Origin of the sequence: Microbacterium paraoxydans, from assembly GCF_018224615.1 — a bacterium.
In the GTDB taxonomy this organism is placed as follows: Bacteria; Actinomycetota; Actinomycetes; order Actinomycetales; family Microbacteriaceae; genus Microbacterium; species Microbacterium paraoxydans_B.
Genome location: NZ_JAGTUK010000001.1, coordinates 1,150,585 through 1,168,853 on the forward strand (window position 1 = coordinate 1,150,585; position 18,269 = coordinate 1,168,853).

19 protein-coding genes are annotated in these 18,269 nt (G+C 70.3%); 10 read left to right on the plus strand and 9 right to left on the minus strand.

All coding sequences use genetic code 11. The annotated features are described in order from the left end of the window. Positions 1–4 precede the first annotated feature (4 nt). On the plus strand, positions 5–1,387 hold the full coding sequence (locus tag KE274_RS05405) for a PhoH family protein (RefSeq protein ID WP_211541603.1): 1,383 nt from the start codon (positions 5–7) through the stop codon (positions 1,385–1,387). Positions 1,388–1,456: 69 nt separating this feature from the next. On the opposite strand, the gene KE274_RS05410 is transcribed toward KE274_RS05405, so the two are convergent. Genes KE274_RS05410 through xseA form a run of 5 tightly spaced genes read right to left on the minus strand, consistent with a single transcriptional unit; the run spans position 1,457 to position 5,713 of the window. Continuing rightward, complete coding sequence (locus tag KE274_RS05410) at positions 1,457–2,851, minus strand: class II fumarate hydratase (protein WP_211541604.1); 1,395 nt, start codon at positions 2,849–2,851, stop codon at positions 1,457–1,459. Then, positions 2,848–3,522, minus strand: coding sequence for a carbonic anhydrase (locus KE274_RS05415; RefSeq protein ID WP_211541605.1), 675 nt, complete (start codon positions 3,520–3,522; stop codon positions 2,848–2,850). The genes KE274_RS05410 and KE274_RS05415 overlap by 4 nt, the downstream gene beginning before the upstream one ends. Continuing rightward, positions 3,519–4,163 (minus strand): DUF4245 family protein, encoded by a 645-nt coding sequence (locus KE274_RS05420; RefSeq protein ID WP_211541606.1) that lies wholly within the window; start codon positions 4,161–4,163, stop codon positions 3,519–3,521. Before KE274_RS05420 ends, KE274_RS05415 begins: the two co-directional genes overlap by 4 nt. Next, positions 4,160–4,399, minus strand: coding sequence for an exodeoxyribonuclease VII small subunit (locus tag KE274_RS05425; RefSeq protein WP_211541607.1), 240 nt, complete (start codon positions 4,397–4,399; stop codon positions 4,160–4,162). The genes KE274_RS05420 and KE274_RS05425 overlap by 4 nt, the downstream gene beginning before the upstream one ends. A 36-nt stretch (positions 4,400–4,435) precedes the next feature. Further along, a complete protein-coding gene (xseA, locus tag KE274_RS05430; RefSeq protein WP_211541608.1) occupies positions 4,436–5,713 on the minus strand; it encodes an exodeoxyribonuclease VII large subunit in 1,278 nt (425 codons plus the stop codon). A 64-nt stretch (positions 5,714–5,777) separates the two neighbouring features. On the opposite strand from xseA, the gene KE274_RS05435 reads away from it, so the two are divergent. The 3 genes from KE274_RS05435 to KE274_RS05445 all read left to right on the plus strand — a co-directional run bounded on the left by KE274_RS05435 (position 5,778) and on the right by KE274_RS05445 (position 8,426). Continuing rightward, complete coding sequence (locus tag KE274_RS05435) at positions 5,778–6,860, plus strand: 4-hydroxy-3-methylbut-2-enyl diphosphate reductase (protein WP_211541609.1); 1,083 nt, start codon at positions 5,778–5,780, stop codon at positions 6,858–6,860. Positions 6,861–6,862: 2 nt separating this feature from the next. Next, positions 6,863–7,651: an IclR family transcriptional regulator gene (locus KE274_RS05440; RefSeq protein WP_211541610.1), complete on the plus strand. Its 789-nt coding sequence runs from the start codon at positions 6,863–6,865 to the stop codon at positions 7,649–7,651. A gap of 235 nt (positions 7,652–7,886) precedes the next feature. Further along, positions 7,887–8,426, plus strand: coding sequence for a DUF6264 family protein (locus KE274_RS05445; RefSeq protein ID WP_211541611.1), 540 nt, complete (start codon positions 7,887–7,889; stop codon positions 8,424–8,426). A 64-nt stretch (positions 8,427–8,490) separates the two neighbouring features. Here KE274_RS05445 and fbaA read toward each other — a convergent pair whose 3' ends face one another. After that, complete coding sequence (gene fbaA, locus KE274_RS05450) at positions 8,491–9,519, minus strand: class II fructose-bisphosphate aldolase (RefSeq protein WP_211541612.1); 1,029 nt, start codon at positions 9,517–9,519, stop codon at positions 8,491–8,493. Between the two features lie 184 nt (positions 9,520–9,703). Between fbaA and glpX the strand changes: the two genes are divergently transcribed. Next, the gene (glpX, locus tag KE274_RS05455) at positions 9,704–10,690 is read left to right on the plus strand and encodes a class II fructose-bisphosphatase (RefSeq protein ID WP_211541613.1); all 987 of its coding nucleotides are present in this window, start codon (positions 9,704–9,706) and stop codon (positions 10,688–10,690) included. A 193-nt stretch (positions 10,691–10,883) separates the two neighbouring features. Further along, complete coding sequence (locus KE274_RS05460) at positions 10,884–11,171, plus strand: hypothetical protein (RefSeq protein ID WP_211541614.1); 288 nt, start codon at positions 10,884–10,886, stop codon at positions 11,169–11,171. Positions 11,172–11,202: 31 nt separating this feature from the next. Here KE274_RS05460 and KE274_RS05465 read toward each other — a convergent pair whose 3' ends face one another. Then, the gene (locus KE274_RS05465; RefSeq protein ID WP_211541615.1) at positions 11,203–12,462 is read right to left on the minus strand and encodes a DNA recombination protein RmuC; all 1,260 of its coding nucleotides are present in this window, start codon (positions 12,460–12,462) and stop codon (positions 11,203–11,205) included. Positions 12,463–12,513: 51 nt separating this feature from the next. Further along, positions 12,514–13,107, minus strand: coding sequence for a 3'-5' exonuclease (locus KE274_RS05470; RefSeq protein WP_211541616.1), 594 nt, complete (start codon positions 13,105–13,107; stop codon positions 12,514–12,516). A 59-nt stretch (positions 13,108–13,166) separates the two neighbouring features. On the opposite strand from KE274_RS05470, the gene KE274_RS05475 reads away from it, so the two are divergent. The 4 genes from KE274_RS05475 (at position 13,167) to KE274_RS05490 (ending at position 15,836) form a co-directional block, all read left to right on the plus strand. Beyond that, a complete protein-coding gene (locus tag KE274_RS05475) occupies positions 13,167–13,931 on the plus strand; it encodes a class I SAM-dependent methyltransferase (RefSeq protein ID WP_211541617.1) in 765 nt (254 codons plus the stop codon). Beyond that, the gene (locus KE274_RS05480; protein ID WP_211541618.1) at positions 13,928–14,323 is read left to right on the plus strand and encodes a hypothetical protein; all 396 of its coding nucleotides are present in this window, start codon (positions 13,928–13,930) and stop codon (positions 14,321–14,323) included. The genes KE274_RS05475 and KE274_RS05480 overlap by 4 nt, the downstream gene beginning before the upstream one ends. 68 nt (positions 14,324–14,391) lie before the next feature. Further along, positions 14,392–15,465 (plus strand): redox-regulated ATPase YchF, encoded by a 1,074-nt coding sequence (gene ychF / locus KE274_RS05485; protein ID WP_211541619.1) that lies wholly within the window; start codon positions 14,392–14,394, stop codon positions 15,463–15,465. 62 nt (positions 15,466–15,527) lie between these two features. Further along, positions 15,528–15,836 (plus strand): DUF7882 family protein, encoded by a 309-nt coding sequence (locus KE274_RS05490; protein ID WP_211541620.1) that lies wholly within the window; start codon positions 15,528–15,530, stop codon positions 15,834–15,836. Positions 15,837–15,854: 18 nt separating this feature from the next. Here KE274_RS05490 and KE274_RS05495 read toward each other — a convergent pair whose 3' ends face one another. Continuing rightward, a complete protein-coding gene (locus KE274_RS05495) occupies positions 15,855–18,212 on the minus strand; it encodes a glycoside hydrolase family 65 protein (RefSeq protein ID WP_211541621.1) in 2,358 nt (785 codons plus the stop codon). Positions 18,213–18,269: the final 57 nt, after the last annotated feature.

Sequence of the window (18,269 nt, forward strand, 5' to 3'; positions counted from 1 at the left end):
GGTCGTGACCACACGTTCAGCGCAGCAGACCACCAGCACCGCGCAGCAGTCCACCCGTCAGTCGTCGAGAAGCACCTCGGCCGCGCAGCCCGATCAGGACCTGCGCACCTACGTGCTCGACACGTCGGTGCTGTTGAGCGATCCGCAGGCCTTCTTCCGATTCGCCGAGCACTCGATCGTGCTGCCGGTCGTCGTCATCAGCGAGCTCGAGGGCAAGCGGCACGACCCGGAGATCGGCTACTTCGCCCGGCAGGCGCTCCGTCACCTGGACGACCTGCGGGTCGAGCACGGACGCCTCGACTTCCCGGTGGAGGTGGGTGAGGGCGGCACGCTCCGCGTCGAACTCGGCAACACCGACCTGTCCCTGCTGCCCGCCGGCATCCGCCTGAGCGACAACGACAGCCGCATCCTCTCCGTCGCGATGCACCTCGCGCAGGACGGGCAGGACGTGACGATCGTCTCGAAGGACCTCCCGATGCGCGTCAAGGCGGCCTCGCTCGGGCTCCGCGCCGAGGAGTACCTCGCCGAGCAGGCCGTGGACTCCGGCTGGACGGGCATCGCGAACCTCGACCTCTCCGGGGACGACATCAGCGACCTGTACGAGAGCGAGGTCGGGCTGAGCGAGGATGTCCGCGGCCTTCCGGTCAACACGGGCCTCATCATCCACTCCGAGCGTGGCTCCGCTCTCGGGCGCATCACCGGAGACGGCGAGTTCCGGCTGGTGCGCGGCGACCGCGACATCTTCGGCATGCACGGCCGGTCCGCCGAGCAGCGCATCGCCATCGACCTGCTGCTCGACCCCGAGGTGGGCATCGTCTCGCTCGGCGGACGCGCCGGCACCGGCAAGTCCGCCCTCGCCCTGTGCGCGGGTCTGGAGGCCGTGCTGGAGCGGCAGCAGCAGAAGAAGATCATCGTCTTCCGTCCGCTCTTCGCCGTGGGCGGGCAGGAGCTCGGGTACCTCCCCGGCGACCAGGGCGAGAAGATGAACCCCTGGGGTCAGGCCGTGTACGACACGCTCGGCTCCGTCGTCTCCGGCAACGTGATCGACGAGGTCGTCGAGCGCGGGATGCTCGAGGTGCTCCCGCTCACCCACATCCGCGGACGCTCGCTGCACGACGCGTTCGTGATCGTGGACGAGGCCCAGTCGCTGGAGCGCAACGTCCTGCTCACCGTGCTCAGCCGCATGGGGCAGAACTCCCGGGTGATCCTCACGCACGACGTCGGCCAGCGCGACAACCTCCGGGTCGGACGCCACGACGGCATCGCGAGCGTGATCGAGAAGCTCAAGGGGCACGACCTGTTCGGCCACGTCACCCTCACGCGCTCGGAGCGGTCGGCGATCGCGGCTCTGGTCACCGAGCTCCTGGAGGGCGGAGAGCTCAGCTGACCGGCGTACACAGACGGATGCCGCGGGGACCAGGTCTCCGCGGCATCCGTCGTCTCGGCAAGGGGCTGATCAACCGGGGTGCGTCATCGACAGCAGGTCGAGCTTCTCGTCCAGCTGCTCCAGCGTGAGCTCACCGCGCTCCACGTAGCCCAGGTCGATCACGGCGTCGCGCACCGTGATGCCCTTCGCGACCGAGTGCTTCGCGATCTTCGCGGCAGCCTCGTAGCCGATCAGCTTGTTCAGCGGCGTCACGATCGACGGGCTCATCCCCGCGAAGGCGGCGGCGCGGTCGAGGTTCGCCTGCAGGCCGTCGATCGTCTTGTCGGCGAGGACGCGCGAGGCGTTCGCCAGGAGGCGGATCGACTCCAGCAGGGCGGTGCCCATGACCGGGATGGCGACGTTCAGCTCAAACGCGCCGGAAGCGCCGGCCCAGGCCACGGTCGCGTCGTTTCCGATGACCCGCGCGCACACCATCAGCACGGCCTCGGGCACGACCGGGTTGACCTTGCCCGGCATGATCGACGACCCCGGCTGCAGGTCGGGGATGTGCAGCTCGCCGAGACCCGTGTTGGGGCCCGAGCCCATCCAGCGCAGGTCGTTGTTGATCTTCGTGAGCGACACCGCGATCGTGCGCAGTGCGCCGGAGGCCTCGACCAGCCCGTCGCGGTTGGCCTGCGCCTCGAAGTGATCCTTCGCCTCGGTGATCGGCAGCTCGGTCTCGGCGGCGAGCAGGGCGATGACCTTCTGCGGGAAGCCGAGCGGCGTGTTGATGCCGGTGCCGACCGCCGTGCCGCCCAGCGGGACCTCGGCCACGCGGGGGAGAGCGGACTGCACGCGCTCGATGCCCAGGCGGATCTGACGGGCGTAGCCGCCGAACTCCTGGCCGAGCGTGACCGGCGTCGCGTCCATGAGGTGGGTGCGACCGGACTTGACCGCGTCCTTCCACAGCTCCGCCTTGGCCTCGAGAGCCACGGCGAGGTGGTCCAGCGCGGGGATGAGCGTGTCGATCAGGGCCTGCGTGACGGCGATGTGCACGGAGGTGGGGAACACGTCGTTCGACGACTGCGAGGCGTTCACGTGGTCGTTCGGGTGCACGGTCGCACCGAGGATGCGCGTCGCCAGCGTGGCGAGCACCTCGTTCATGTTCATGTTCGACGAGGTGCCGGAGCCGGTCTGGTACGTGTCGACCGGGAACTCGCCGTCGTGCGCCCCCGAGGCCACCTGGTCGGCGGCCTGCGCGATCGCGTCGGCGATGCCGCCGTCGAGCGTGCCGAGCTCCTTGTTCGCGAGCGCCGCCGCCTTCTTGATCCGCGCGAGCGCGGCGATCTGCGCCGACTCGAGCCCCTTGCCCGAGATCGGGAAGTTCTCCACGGCACGCTGCGTCTGCGCGCCGTAGAGCGCGTTCACGGGCACGCGCACCTCACCCATCGTGTCGTGTTCGATGCGGTACTCGGTGTCGGTCATTCCGAACCCTCCTTGGTTGCGGGGTCGATCCCCTCGGCCTCGATGCCGACCGTGATGACGGGCACAGCCTCGCCCTCGGCCAGACGGTAGTTCGCGCCGACGATGCCGAGGCGGCCCTCGGCGACGGCGGTGCTGATGATCTCGGACGACTGCAGCAGGTCGTTGACCGTGTTGCGCAGGTGCTCACGGCCGACCAGCTCCGCGTCGATGTCGGCGACGGTCGCGCCGCCGGTCTCGGCGAGCACCTTGCGGGCCGCGGGCACGATCGGCGCGATCAGCTTCCAGATGTGCGGCGGGAGCGGCTCGGCGTCGATGGCGGTGCCGTCGATCGCGGCCCTGACGGCACCGCACGAGTCGTGCGCGAGCACCACGATGAGCGGCACCTCCAGCACGGCGACCGCGTACTCCAGGCTCGCCACGATCGACTCGCCCATGACCTGCCCGGCATTGCGCACCACGAACAGGTCGCCCAGACCGAGGTCGAAGATGATCTCCGCCGCCAGGCGCGAGTCGGCGCATCCGAACAGCGTCGCCACCGGATGCTGGGCCGCCGCGAGATCCTTGCGTCGCGCCACGTTCTGGTTCGGGTGCTGCGGCTCGTCGAGCACGAAGCGACGGTTGCCGTCCTGCATCTGCTTCCAGGCGGCGGCGGGGGTCAGCGGGTGGGTCATCGGGCCTCCGAGACGGTGCGGATCTGAGGGATGAGCGACTCGGCGAGTTCGGCGGTCGAGTCCGCCGAACGGGAGCCGTAGAGAAGCACGTAGTCGTCGCCGGCCTGCGTGCCGATCGCGTAGGTGACGTTGGCGTCGGCGCCCGCGTTCCCCGGCTTGTACACGTCCCACTCCAGCCCGCCGATGCGGACGGTGTCGGTGGGGGCGACGCCGCTGAGACGCTGCGGCGCCCACGACGAATCGGCGTCGAACGCCTGTGCGAGCTTGATGAAGCCGCGCTCGTCGTCGGCAGCCGGAGCCATCGTGACCTCCCACACGACCGTGGCACCGCTCTGCAGCTCGGCCGCGTTCACGCGCCAGAAGTCGCCGAGCTCCGGGACGATCACGGGGCTGCCCATGGTGGACTCCACGCCCTCCGCGATGCCGGCCACGTCGATCGGCTTCTGCGCCACGGGCTCGCCCCGCGGGACGACCGCGACGATGACGAAGACGACCAGCAGGGTGACGAGCAGCGCGGCGACCAGGTTGCGGACGGTCTGACTCGATCGGTACGCCTTGCTGGACGCGGCCTTGCGCGCCGCGGTCTCCTCCGGCGTCTCCGGGCGACCGAGGTCGGCGTTGATCGCGGGACCCTTGCTCATGAGGCGCCGTCCGTCGCGGTGTCGCCGGCGGCGGCACGGGCGGCCTCCAGGCGGCGCTTGGCTCCGAGCAGCCACTCCTCGCAGCGGGCGGCCAGAGCCTCTCCGCGCTCCCACAGCGCCAGCGACTGCTCGAGGGTGGGAGCGCCCTGCTCGAGCTCGGCGACCACGCGGACGAGCTCATCCCGGGCGGCCTCGAACGACAGCGTGTCCACAGGGGTGTCGTTCAGCGCGCTCACTCCTCCATCCTACGTCGTGGCACGGACGGCCCTCGCTCAGCCGTCCTCTGCGATCTCGCCCTCCGAGCGCGCCGCCACCGAGCCGCGGTCGACCGTGATCGTCAGGGCGCTGCCGGCCGGGGCGTCCGCCGCGTCGCGCAGGATCACGCCGCCCTCCAGGTGGGCGATGGCGTAGCCGCGTGCCAGCGTGGCCGCGGGGGAGAGGGCTCGGAGGGAGGCGCGCAGTTCGCTCGTGCGGCGGGCGGCGTCATCGAGCTGACGGTTCACGGCATCGCGACCGCGGGACACCAGCAGCCAGGCCTCCTGTGCGCGTCCCTCGATGATCGGATCGGGTGAGCGCAGCACCGGACGGGAACGGAGCTGCTCGAGCTGGGCGATGTCGTGGGTCAGTCGCTGCGTGACACGCGTGGTGGCGCGGGAGCGCAACTGTGCGATCAGGGCGCGCTGCTCGCCGACATCGGGCACCACGCGCTTGGCCGCATCCGTCGGCGTGGAGGCGCGGAGGTCGGCCACGTCGTCGAGCAGCGGGTGGTCGTTCTCATGACCGATCGCGCTCACCACGGGGGTTCTGGCCGCCGCGACCGCGCGGACCAGGCGTTCGTCGCTGAACCCGAGGAGCGTCTGCGGGTCGCCGCCACCCCGGGCGATGATGATCACGTCCACGTCGGGGTCCGCGTCAAGCCTGGCGAGCGCGGCCAGCGTGTCCGGCACGCAGCGGTCGCCCTGCACGGCCGCGTACTCGGTGCGGAAGCGCACCTGCGGCCATCGCAGTTCGGCGTTGCGGTGCACGTCCTTCTCGGCGTCGGACCGCTCGCCCGTGATGAGTCCGATCACGTGCGGGAGGAACGGCAGCCGCTGCTTGCGGGCGGGATCGAACAGGCCCTCCTGGCGCAGTTGCGCGCGCAACCGCTCGAGACGCTCGAGCTGGTCGCCCAACCCGACGTGCTTCATGGCCGACACCGCGAAGCTGAAGTCGCCCGACTTCACGAAGTAGTCCGCCTTGACGGCCGCGACCACGTGGTCGCCGACGCCGAGATCGGCGGGGATGCGACCGCGCACGCTCGACCAGATGCGGATCGAGATCTGCGCGTCGGAGCGGGTGTCCTTCAGCCGCGCGAACACGTTGCCGGCGCGCACGTTCCACGATGTGATCTCGCCCTCGACCCACACCGTGTTCCAGCGGGCGACGAAGTCGCGGATCGTCGCGTTCAGCCGCGCGACCGAGGTGGGGGCCTGGGCCGTGGAGTCGCGCGGTGCGACGGCGTCGGCGGGCGGCGTCTCACCCGGACCGGTCGTCGCTTCGAAGACTGTCATCTGCTCCCGTTCCCGCTCGGGCTCTCCCCGGCCTCGCACAGCTGTACGGCGATAGAATTCCGGTGTGACCTCGACAGCCGTGCATCTTCCCGTCCCCCGCCTTCCTCGCGTGCGTGCGGCGGCAGGGCGGCTTCAGGATAACCCGGTGCCCGGACGCAAGCGCGTGCTGCTCGCGGCGCCGCGCGGCTACTGCGCCGGGGTGGACCGTGCGGTCGTCGCAGTGGAGAAGGCGCTCGAGCGCTACGGTGCCCCGGTGTACGTGCGCAAGCAGATCGTGCACAACATCCATGTGGTCACCGAGCTCGAGGCGAAGGGGGCGATCTTCGTCGAGGAGGTCGACGAGGTCCCCGAGGGTGCCCACGTCGTCTTCAGCGCGCACGGTGTCTCTCCGGCAGTCGTGAACGCCGCGTCCGACCGAGGCCTGCACGCGATCGATGCGACCTGTCCGCTCGTGACCAAGGTGCACCGCGAGGCCGTGCGGTTCGCGCGCGACGACTTCGAGATCCTCCTGATCGGTCACGACGGGCACGAGGAGGTCGAGGGCACGGCGGGCGAGGCTCCCGAGCACGTCACGGTCGTGAACTCTCCGGAGGAAGCCGACACGGTCCAGGTGAAGGACCCGTCGAAGGTCGTGTGGCTGTCGCAGACGACGCTGTCGGTCGACGAGACCATGGAGACGGTGAACCGCCTCCGCACCCGCTTCCCGGAACTGCACAACCCGCCGTCCGACGACATCTGCTACGCGACGCAGAACCGTCAGGTCGCCATCAAGAAGGTCGCCGCGGGAGCCGACCTGGTCATCGTGGTCGGCTCCGCCAACTCGTCCAACAGCGTGCGGCTGGTCGAGGTCGCGCTGGAGTACGGCGCCAAGGCGGCGTATCGCGTCGACTACGCCGAGGAGATCCAGCAGGAGTGGCTCGACGGCGTGGAGACCGTCGGGATCACGAGCGGCGCGTCCGTGCCGGAGGTGCTGGTGCGCGAGGTGCTCGAGGCGATCGGCGACGCCGGCTACCGCGACGTGGAGGAGGTGCGCACTGCGGAGGAGGATCTGATGTTCTCGCTGCCGAAGGAACTGCGCCAGGACTCGTCCGGTCAGCGCGATGCCCGCGCTCTCGGTGGCCGTGCGTCCGCCGGAGGAGGCGCATAGCGTTGAGCGCGGCGGAGGCGGAGCCCACCCTCATCGGGTCGGTGCAGCGCGCACTCCGCCTGGTCGACATCGTCGCGAACTCGCCGCGGCCGCTGCCGACCAAGATGCTCGCGGCGATCACGGGGCTCACGCCGGGCACCACCTACAACCTGGTGCGCACGCTGGTGCACGAGGGGTACCTGAGTTCCGAGCCGGACGGGCTCGTGCTCGGTTCGCGCTTCCCGGCGTTCCAGCAGCAGGTCGATTCCCGCGGCGTGTTCCTGGCGCGGGTGCGCTCCGCGCTGCGGAAGGTCACCGAGGATCTCGGCGCCACAGCCTACCTGTCGCGGTTCGCCGACGGCGAGCTGCACCTCGTCGACATCGTGGACGCCGAGCGCAACCCCCGCGTCGAGCTGTGGGTGGGCCTGCACTCCAGCGCCCACGCGACGGCGCTCGGCAAGCAGATCCTGGCCGACCTCCCGGATGAGGACCGGCTCGACTACCTGTCCCGGCACCGCCTGGAGGAGCTCACCCCGCGCACGATCAGCGACCGGCGGACGCTGCTCACCCAGCTGGAGCAGTCGCCGGGGTGGGCGGTCGATCAGGAGGAGTACGCGATCGGCGCGACCTGCGTGGCGGTCCCGGTGATTGCGCCCGGCGTGACGGCGTCTCTCGCGATCTCGCTCCCCGCGGATCAGGCCGTCGTGGACCGTCGGCTCGTCTCTCGCCTCCAGCGCTCAGCGCGCAATCTGTCGTTGCAGCTCGGCGCGGACGCCCTCGGGGGCGGCGAGGGCGGGGAGTTCACTATCTGAATTCCGCGCCCTGGTCCTCGCGCTCGGGGTTTCCTACCATGGGAAGAGCAGTGCGATACAGAGCGCTGCCGATCGCGACAGGCGTCCCCAGCGCCGGCGACCGACCTGGATGAGGAGCGTCCCCAGTGCTCCTCTTCCGCGGCCCCCGAGGAGTCCCCACTTCTCCGGGGCCGCCACTGTTTCCGCGACCGCTTGGCTGGGAGCCGGTCATCGACACGCGCGTTAGCATGGCGACATGACAGATCAGCGCCCCCGCTACGGCGAGATCGCAACGCCGGAGGAGCAGCGGCTGGCGCGCGGTCTGCCGCTCGTGGACGAGCCTGCGCCGCCGGCCGCGGTCCCGCCTTCCGCGCCCGTCGCCCCCGCTCCCGCTTCGACGGCCGCCGCGCCCCGCCGCCACCCGGTCGACCGGATCGTCACCATCGCGCTGCTCGCGTACGGCCTCGTCAATGTCGTGGTGACCGGCCTGTCGTACCTCGACATCGGCCGCGTCATGAACGAGACCATGGCGATCCTCGGCATCGAGGGGGAGTTCACCAACTACGCCATGGGTCGTCCCTGGGGCACCGTCGCGGCCATCGTGCTCGCGCTGGGCTGGTGCATCACTGCGGCGCTGTCGCTGCGACGGCTCCGCCGCGGCCGGCTCACGTGGTGGCTTCCCGTGGTCGGCGCGATCGCCACGGTGATCGTCGTGTCGCTGTGCCTCGCCGTGCCGATGATGAACGACCCGGCCTTCATCGCCTACCTGGAGCAGACGGCGGGCTCCGTCCGCTGATCCCTCCTGGACGCGAGAAGGGGCCCGGCGCAGTGCCGGGCCCCTTCTCGTTCGTGCGAAGCGATCAGCTCTGGGACTGACCGTACGAGCCGAGCTGACGCGTCGACTCGACCACGCGGGCGGCCATCGCCGACTCGGCGATCTTGCCCCAGGCGCGCGGGTCGTACTGCTTCTTGTTGCCGACCTCGCCGTCGACCTTCAGCACGCCGTCGTAGTTCTTGAACATGTAGTCGGCGATCGCGCGGGTGTAGGCGTACTGCGTGTCGGTGTCGATGTTCATCTTGACGACGCCGTTGGCGACCGCGAGCGCGATCTCCTCGTCGGTCGAGCCGGACCCGCCGTGGAACACGAGGTCGAGCGGCTTGGGGCCGGTGTTGTACTTCGCGGCGACCTCCGCCTGGATCTCGCCCAGCAGCTCGGGGCGCAGCTTCACGCCGCCCGGCTTGTAGACGCCGTGCACGTTGCCGAACGTGAGTGCGGCGATGTAGCGGCCCTGCTCGCCGAGGCCCAGTGCCTGCACGGCCTGGTCGACGTCGCCGAACGTGGTGTAGAGGGCCTCGTTGGAGCCTTCGTGCGCGACGCCGTCCTCCTCGCCGCCCACGACGCCGATCTCGACCTCGAGGATCGCGTTGATCGCCTTCATGCGGGGCAGGAGCTCCTTGGCGATCTCGATGTTCTCCGCGAGCGGCACGGCCGAGCCGTCCCACATGTGCGACTGGAAGATCGGGTTGCGACCGGCCTTGACCTCTTCTTCGGAGGCGGCGATCAGCGGCTCGACGAATCCGGCGAGGGCGTCCTTGGGGCAGTGGTCGGTGTGCAGCGCGACCGTGATCGGGTAGTTCTTGGCGACCTCGGTGGCGTACCGCGCGAAGGCGAGGGCGCCGGTCGCGCGGGCCTTCACGGTGTGGCCGGCGAAGTAGTCGGCACCGCCCGTGGTCACCTGGATGATGCCGTCGGAACCGGCTTCGGTGAGTCCCTGCAGGACGGCGTTGATGGTCTGCGAGCTGGACACGTTGAACGCGGGGTACGCGAAGCCGCCGGCCTTCGCGCGGTCGAGCATTTCGGCGTACTGATCCGGGGTGGCGACGGGCATGAGAACTCCTGCGGTAGATGAAGGCGGGACGGTGCCACTCTATCGGGGCGCTTCCGGCGCCCGTGCAGGTGAGCGCGGGCGCCGGACGGCCGCGATCTGCTCCTCGGTTAAGAAGTGGGATTCCTTCGCGAGATAACGCCGGAAAGGAGGGCTGTTCGCGCGTGTGCGTAGCTAGGCTGGCCGCATGGTGAGTCTGACTGCCGACCTGAGCCCGCTTCGTCCCGACCGCAACCTGGCGATGGAGCTCGTCCGCGCCACCGAGGCGGCAGCGATCCGCGCCGTGCCCTTCATCGGTCGTGGCGCGAAGGAGGCAGCCGACGGCGCCGCGGTGGATGCGATGCGCGCGTTCCTCGGCACGGTCGACTTCCAGGGCCGCGTGGTGATCGGCGAGGGGGAGAAGGACAACGCCCCGATGCTGTTCAACGGCGAAGTCGTCGGCACCGGGCAGGGTCCCCTGTGCGACATCGCGGTCGACCCTATCGACGGCACCTCTCTCACCGCAGCCGGACGGCAGAACGCCCTCTCGGTGATCGCCGTGTCCGACCGCGACACCATGCTCGACGCGTCCAGCGTCTTCTACATGGACAAGCTCGTGACGGGCCCGGCCGGTGTGGGCGTGGTCGACATCCGGCTGCCCATCGGGGAGAACATCCGCAGGCTCGCGGGTGCGCTCGACAAGCCGGTCGACGAGATCGTGGTCTCGGTGCTGAACCGTCCACGGCACGAGCAGCTCATCCAGGAGATCCGCGATGCCGGTGCCGGAACACGGTTGATGAGCGACGGCGACGTCGCCGGGGGCATCAATGCGGCCCGCCACGACGCGCGCACCGACATGTGTGTCGGCGTGGGTGGCAGCCCCGAGGGCATCGTCACCGCGTGTGCCATCAAGGCGCTGGGTGGACACATCCAGGGGCGGTTGTGGCCCCGCGACGACGATGAGCGCCAGCGCGGAATCGACGGCGGACTCGACATGGACAAGGTGTACGAGGCGGACGACCTCGTGCGCGGCAACAACACGATCTTCGTCGCGACGGGTGTCACGGACGGGCAGCTCGTCGCGGGAGTCCGGCGTGAGCGCGGGTACGTGTACACGGAGAGCGTCGTGCTCCGGGGAGCTTCGGGTACCTTGCGCCGCATCGCCTCGGAGCACCTCGTCTCGAAGTGGCTCTGACGCGCTCGCCGCGCGGCTGACGCTCTCGGCACGCTGCGAAGACACCGGCGGTTCACGACCTCATCGTTATCGAGCCGGTACCGGCGCGCGCGGATGGTGGCCGCGGTCGCGTGAGGCGCCGTGTCACAATTGTCACTGGGTTTGTCGCCGTCGACGGAGCCGCCAGGCACCGCAGGCACAGGAGGGCGAACGCATGACAACGCAGCAGACGAGTGGCTCGAAGAGCGCCGCACCGACCAAGATCATCACCACCAACACGGGGCGTATCCTCCGGGTCAGTGCCGACGCCGAGGTCGTCGCCGCGACCCCGCCGGCCGCTCCCGCGAAGCCCCCGATCGACCCGGCCCGTCGCGCCGATGTGCTCTTCCGTGTGCGCCGAGACGAAGGGCACGAGATCAGTGCCTGGTGGATGATCGGCGCGTTCCTTGCCACGAGCGGTCTCGTCATCCTGCTGCTCAGCGGCGTTCCCGGCGTCGCCTGACCCCTCGCCGCAGCTCCTTCGCGAGCGGCGTTCAATCGCCGTTCGACGCTCGTACCTCCTCGACGCGCGCACGCACCTCGCCCACATCCGCGATGAGGCCGCCCGACGACTCTGGCTCGGTGGCGGCGATGAGCTCCGGGGCAGTGAAGCGCCGACCGTCCGCCGTGATCACCGGCGGCGCCAAGAGACCGGACGCGTCGACCCCGGGGAACTGGCGTGCGGTCACCAGCACCCGCGACTCCAACGATCCCGCGAACCGGTTGTAGCTGTCGACCGTGCGCTCGAGCGCTCGCCGGAGGTCATCGGCGTGCCCGGCGAGCGTGCCGAGGCGATCGTAGAGCTGCGTTCCCAGAGCGAGCAGGGTGCGCGCCTCGGTCGACACCTCCTGCTGCGTCCAGGTGTACGCAACGGTCTTGAGCACCGTCCACAGATTGACGGGGGAGGCCAGCGCCACGCGGCGGCTGAAGGCGTAGTCGAGCAGGGTCGGGTCTTCATCGATCGCGGACGCCAGCAGTGACTCGCTCGGCAGGAAGCAGATCACGAACTCGGGGCTGGCGTCGAGGCCGGACCAGTACGCCTTCTTCGCCAGAGCATCGACGTGCGCTCTGACGGCCTTCACATGCTTCTGCAGAAGCGCGCGCCGCTGCGCCTCGTGCGCATCGCCGAGCGGGAGGGCCGTGGCCTCGAGGTAGGCGTCGAGCGGAACCTTCGCGTCGACCGCGATCGACGTGCCTCCCGCGAGCCGCACGACCATGTCGGGGCGGCCCTGCCCGCGATCGGACGAGATCGTGGTCTGGAGGTCGAAGTCGACGTGCCGCGTGAGCCCCGCCGCCTCCACGACCCTTCGCAGCTGCGCCTCGCCCCACACACCGCGGGTCGCGGTGGATTTCAGGGCGCCGGCGAGCGACTCGGTGGTCGCGCGGAGTGCCTCATCGGACTCCTGGGCACGGCGCAGCTGCTCCGCGAGCGTGCCGAACTGCGCCTGCCGCTCGTGCTCGATGGCCGCGACCTTGGACTGCATCTGCTGCAGGCTCTCACGCACCGGGGCGAGCGCCTGGAGCACCGCGTTCTGCTGTTGCACGCGCAGGGCCTCGGCACGCTGCTCCGCGCGGGCGTGCTCGACCGCGTCGCGATACAGGTCGTACTGCCGGTCGCGGTCGTCGCGGGCCGCGGCCAGCTCGGCCTCGGCGCGGGCGAGGTCTGCGGCGCCACGGCCGGCGCGAAGGAACCAGCCCAGGGCGGCCCCGGCGGCCAGGGCCACGAGCAGCACAACGATCGTCAGCGCATCCATGGAGACATCGTGCCCGAGGCATCGGACATTCGATGCACCGCCGCAACGGTCTCAGGCGACGGCGCGCTCCAGGGCGGGGACAGCGGGCTCGGTCACGCGGAGGCTCAGCGCGTCGGCGAGCGCGAAGACGTCTGCTGCACCCGCGCGCCGCGCGGCATCGACCACGATATGCGCGCAGGCGCGGGCATCGGCGAGGGCGTCGTGATGCGAGAACTCGGCGTACCCGGCTGCCGCGGCGGCCAGCGGGAGGCGGTACGAGTCGAGCTGATAGGTCTTGCGCGCGACCTGCAGGCTGCACAGCGAGCGGTACGGCGGGCAGTCCTGCCCCGTCGCCTCCGCGGCGCGTCGCAGCACGTTGAGGTCGAAACCGGCGTTGTGGGCCACCAGCACGTCGGCGCCGGCGAACTCGCACAGGCGGTCGAACTGATCCACCCATCGTGCGGCCGACGCCACGTGCTCCGGACGGATGCCGTGGATCCGGACGTTCCACTCCATGAACTCGTCGTGACCCGGGGGCGGCTGGATGAGCCAGCCCGCGGTGGCGACGACTTCGCCCCCGCGTACGCGCACGAGTCCGACGGCGCAGGCGGAGGCCGGACTGGAGTTCGCGGTCTCGAAGTCGATCGCAGTGAAGTCCAGTGGCACCTCTTCACTCTCTCCCGGGCCTCGGACGTCGGGGGGCAGACTCGCCGTAGGCTGACGACATGAGCGACGAGATGGCCACGTCCTTCGGCACCCAGGCAGGCAGTTACGAGGTCGGTCGCCCGGAGTACCCCTTCGAGGCCGTCGCGTGGATGCTCGAACGCATGCCGGAGGGATCCCGCCGCATCGCCGACGTCGGCGCGGGCACCGGCAAGCTCACCCGCGCACTGGTCGCGGGGGAGGCGGTGGAGGTCGTCGCGGTCGATCCCGACCCCGCCATGCTCGCCACCCTGCGGGACGCCGTGCCGGGTGTGCCCACGTTCGTCGGCACGGCCGAGCGCCTCCCCCTGCCGGACGCGAGTGTCGACGGAGTCGTGCTCGGACAGGCATGGCACTGGGTCGACCCCGTGGCGGCGTCCGCAGAGATCGGCCGTGTCGTGCGCAGCGGCGGCGTGCTCGGTCTGATCTGGAACCTGCGCGATGAGCGGGCGGAATGGGTGCGCCGCCTGACCGAGATCATGCACGGCAGCAACGCCGAGCTCATGCTCGCCGCCGGAGACCCCGTGGTGTCGGAGCCGTTCGGCGGTCTCGAGCAGGAGCGGTGGGAGTGGGCGAGACCGGTGACACGCGACGTGATGCATCGCATGGCGGCATCGCGGAGCTACGTCATCACGGCCGACGAGGCGGAGCGGTCGCGCATCCGCCGCGACATGGACGCGCTGTTCGACGAGCTCGGCCTGCACGACGACGCTACGATCGAGCTGCCCTATGTGACGCGGGCGTTCCGTGCCGTGCGCGATTCGTATTCCAGTCAGGAGATGACGTGACCCGACTCCGCCCGTCCACGATTCTGGCCGCAACGAGTCTCGGTGTTCTGAGCCTTGGTCTCGCCGCAGCAGCGGTTCAGCCCCCCGACGTTGGACGACACGTCGTGGCGCGTGCAAGCGAAGGGCAATACGGTACGACCGCACACGCCGCGCCTCTGGGAACGCCTTTTGACATTGCGGCCGACATCGCCGAGAACGCGGATCAGTGGTCTTCGCTGTTCGGCGGAGAGATCGGCGTGATCGCGCCGCAGCATGACGGGTCCGTCCTCATCCAGCTCGTCGATGGAGCGACGAGTGAGATCTCGCTTGAGATCGACGGCGTGACGATCATCGTCAACGCACGCCCCGCGTCCGGCGGAGCACTCCCCGCGCCGCGCGTACCCGCGTTCTGACGGCGTGCCGTGCGCGGCGAGCAGCGCGGGGATCGGGCGTCGGCACCGCGCGGGTAGACTCGTACCCCGTGGCTCTCACTATCGGTATCGTCGGCCTGCCCAACGTCGGCAAGTCCACCCTCTTCAACGCTCTCACCAAGAACGACGTGCTCGCGGCGAACTACCCGTTCGCGACGATCGAGCCCAACGTCGGCGTGGTGAACCTGCCCGATCCGCGGCTGGAGAAGCTGGCCGAGATCTTCGGCAGTGAGCGCATCCTGCCGGCTGCCGTGTCGTTCGTCGACATCGCCGGTATCGTCCGCGGCGCCAGCGAGGGGGAGGGGCTCGGCAACCAGTTCCTCGCCAACATCCGCGAGGCGGACGCGATCGCACAGGTCGTGCGCGGGTTCTCCGACGACGACGTGGTGCACGTCGACGGCGCGGTCAATCCGGCGTCCGACATGGAGACCATCAACGCGGAGCTCATGCTCGCCGACCTGCAGACCGTCGAGAAGGCGATCACACGGTACGAGAAGGAGGTGCGCGGCAAGAAGACCGACCCTTCCGTGCTCGAGGCCGCGAAGGCGGCGAAGGACGCGCTGGAGCGCGGCGTGCTGCTGTCCACCAGCGGGCTCGACCTCGACCCGATCCGCGAGCTCGGGCTGCTGACCGTCAAGCCCGTCATCTTCGTCTTCAACGTCGACGAGGCCGTGCTCACGGACGACGCCCGCAAGGCGGAGCTCGCCGCCCTGGTCGCCCCGGCGCAGGCCATCTTCCTCGACGCGAAGATCGAGTCGGAGCTCAAGGACCTCGACCCGGAGGACGCGGCGGAGCTGCTCGCCTCGACCGGCCAGGAGGAGTCGGGACTCGACCAGCTCGCGCGCATCGGCTTCGACACTCTCGGCCTGCAGACCTATCTCACGGCCGGGCCGAAGGAGGCGCGCGCCTGGACGATCGGCAAGGGCTGGAAGGCCCCGCAGGCCGCCGGTGTGATCCACACCGACTTCGAGAAGGGCTTCATCAAGGCCGAGATCGTGTCGTTCGACGACCTCGTCGAGACCGGTTCCGTGCAGGAGGCCCGCGCGAAGGGCAAGGCGCGGCTCGAAGGCAAGGACTACGTGATGCAGGACGGCGACGTCGTGGAGTTCCGCTTCAACAACTGACGCGAACTCGCTCCGCAGTCAAGGGCCATCGGCATGTCCGTGCGAACACGTAGGGTTCGAGCATGGGAAAGCTGGAGTACAACAGCTCGCGTCCGCCGATCGAGGTCGAGGATGACGTTCTGGCGCATCTGAAGATCGTGATCTCGACGAAGCTCCGCCGCCAGGAGAGCTTCATGATGACGTGGCCCTCGGGCGAGAAGCGCCCCGGGCGTCTCTCCGCGTGGATGCACCCGAGCATCCCGTTGGTGCTGGAGTTCGACCAGGAGCCGCCGCCGAAGATCGACCCGGCCCGCCTCGAGCGGATGATGGAGCGACTGAACTCCCGCGGCGAGCTGGTGCTCGACGAGCTCAGCGACGAGCGTCGCACCTGACTCTTCGCGCGCGAGCGCTCACCCGTCCTCGCGGGCGACGCCCGGCTCCCGCCACCGCGGCTGCGCGGGCTCGGGAGTGAGCGGAGCCTCGGATGCCGGCGTCGGAAGGGTCACGGGCTCGCCCGGGATGAGTTCCACCGGCTGCCCGGCATGTCGCACGGTCACAGGTTCCCCGGCGCTCAGCCGGTAGGTGGTGGCGTCCCGAGCGATGTCGACGCGGAGGATGTGACCGTGCAGCCGCACGCCGAAGCCGAGCCGTGTCACGCGTGCGGGCAGCCGCGGGTGGAACGACAGCCCGTCTTCGCCCTCACGCATCCCGCCGAAACCCGCCGTGACCGCGGTCCAGATGCCCGCGAGCGCGGCGATGTGTAGCCCCTCCGCCGTGTTGCCGTGCAGGTCGTCGAGGTCGAGGCGGGCGAGCTCTTCGACGTAGGTGGCCGCGAGCTCGACGTGGCCCACCTCGGCCGCGATCACCGCCTGCGCCATCGCGGACAGCGACGAATCGCGCACCGTGAGGGCGTCGTAGTACGCGAACGCCCTCGCCTTCTCCTCCCACGTGAACTCCTCGTGCGACGTGTACAGCGCGAGCACGAGATCGGCTTGCTTCGCGACCTGCTTGCGGTACAGGTCGAAGTAGGGGAAGTGGCTGTGCAGGGGGTACTGGTCGGGGCGCGTCGCGTCGAAGTCCCACACCGCGTGCCGCGTCGAGCCCGCGAACTGCTCGTGCACGCCGTGCTTCTCATCGAACGGCACCGCCACCGCGGCCGCGGCGGCTTCCCAGCGCGCGCGCTCCGCGTCGTCGACGCCCAGCGCCTGTGCGACCTGCGGGTTCCTGCGGGCCGCGGCCGCCGCGCCGCGCAGGTTCCGCCGTGCGGACAGATTCGTGTAGGTGTTGTCGTCGACGATCGCGGAGTACTCGTCCGGTCCCGTGACCCCGTCGAGGTGGAAGGCCCCCTCGTCGTCCCACCGGCCGAGCGAGAGCCAGAGTCGCGCCGTTTCGATCAGGATCTCCGCGCCTGCCTCGCGCTCGAACTCTCGGTCGCCGGTCGCCCGCACATAGTGCAGCACGGCGCCGGCGACGGCCGCGTTGAGGTGGAACGCGGCCGTGCTCGCCGGCCAGTAGCCCGAGCTCTCGCGGCCGTCGACCGTACGCCATGCGAAGGCCGCTCCCGCCAGGTGCAGCGTGCGGGCGCGCTCCCGGGCGTGGTCGAGGGTCGCATGCCGCCATCGCAGCGCCTGCCGTGCCGCCTCCGGCGCGGTCGAGGTGAGCACGGGCAGCACGAAGGCCTCGAAGTCCCAGAACGTGTGCCCCTCGTAGCCGGAGCCCGTCAGCCCCTTGCCCGGGACGGAGCGCACCTCGGCCCGCGCGGACGCCTGGAACACCTGGAATAGGGCGAAGCGCACCGCCTGCTGGAGGCGCGCGTCACCCTCGATGTGCACATCGCCGCAGGTCCAGTACGCGTCGAGAGCCTCCCGCTGCGCGGCCGTGATCGCCGCCCACCCGGCGCGCCGTGCTTCCGTCACGGCCTCCTCCGCCCGGTCGCGGACCGTCTGCGGTGACAGCGAGTCCGACCACTCGTGACCGACGAGCTTCACGACCTCCAGCTCCTCGCCCGCCGCGAGACGCACGTGCACGCGGGTGCGCGCCAGATCGCCCTCGGCCTCGGTCGTCACCTCCGGTGCGGTCGCGGCGGTGGACGACACGACGTGATCCGCGCACACCGCCACGTGGATGCCGCTGCGTCGCGTGCGGTGCACGAGCGTGCTGCGCGCCTCCCGCACGGCGGACGTCACCGGCTCGAGCGGCCGCGCCAGCAGCTCCTCCACGCGCGGATCCTCGTGCGGCGACGGCAGCGGCTCGTTGGCCAGCACCTCCGACAGCACGGTGACCGCGAGCGGCTCGAGCGCGACCACCCGGTACCGCACCGCGGCGATCGACCGGTGCCGCAGCGACACCAGCCGCGTGCTGCTCACCCTCACGCGCCGCCCCTCCGCGGACTCCCACTCCAGTTCGCGATGCAGCGTGCCCTCGCGGAGATCGAGACGCCGCACGTGGGCGTGCACCGTGCCGTGCTCCACGTCGAACGGCTCGTCCTCCACCAGCAGCCGCAGCAGCTGGCCGTTCGGCACGTTGATGACGCTCTGGCCGGTGTTGGGGTAGCCGTAGCCGTCCTCCGCGTACGGCATCGGATGCTCCTCGAACACACCGTTGAGATAGCTCCCGGCGACCCCGCGCGGATCGCCCTCGTCGAGGTTGCCGCGCCAGCCGATGTGGCCGTTGGACAGCCCGAACACGGACTCCTCCCGCGCCAGGTGGTCGGCGTCGAGGTCGCTGATGCTCACGGCCCACGGCTCGACGTGGAACTTCGCGGTCATGCGCGCTCCAGCCGTGATCCGCGCGAGCCCTCGGGGGGACGGAACCCGCGCGGATCA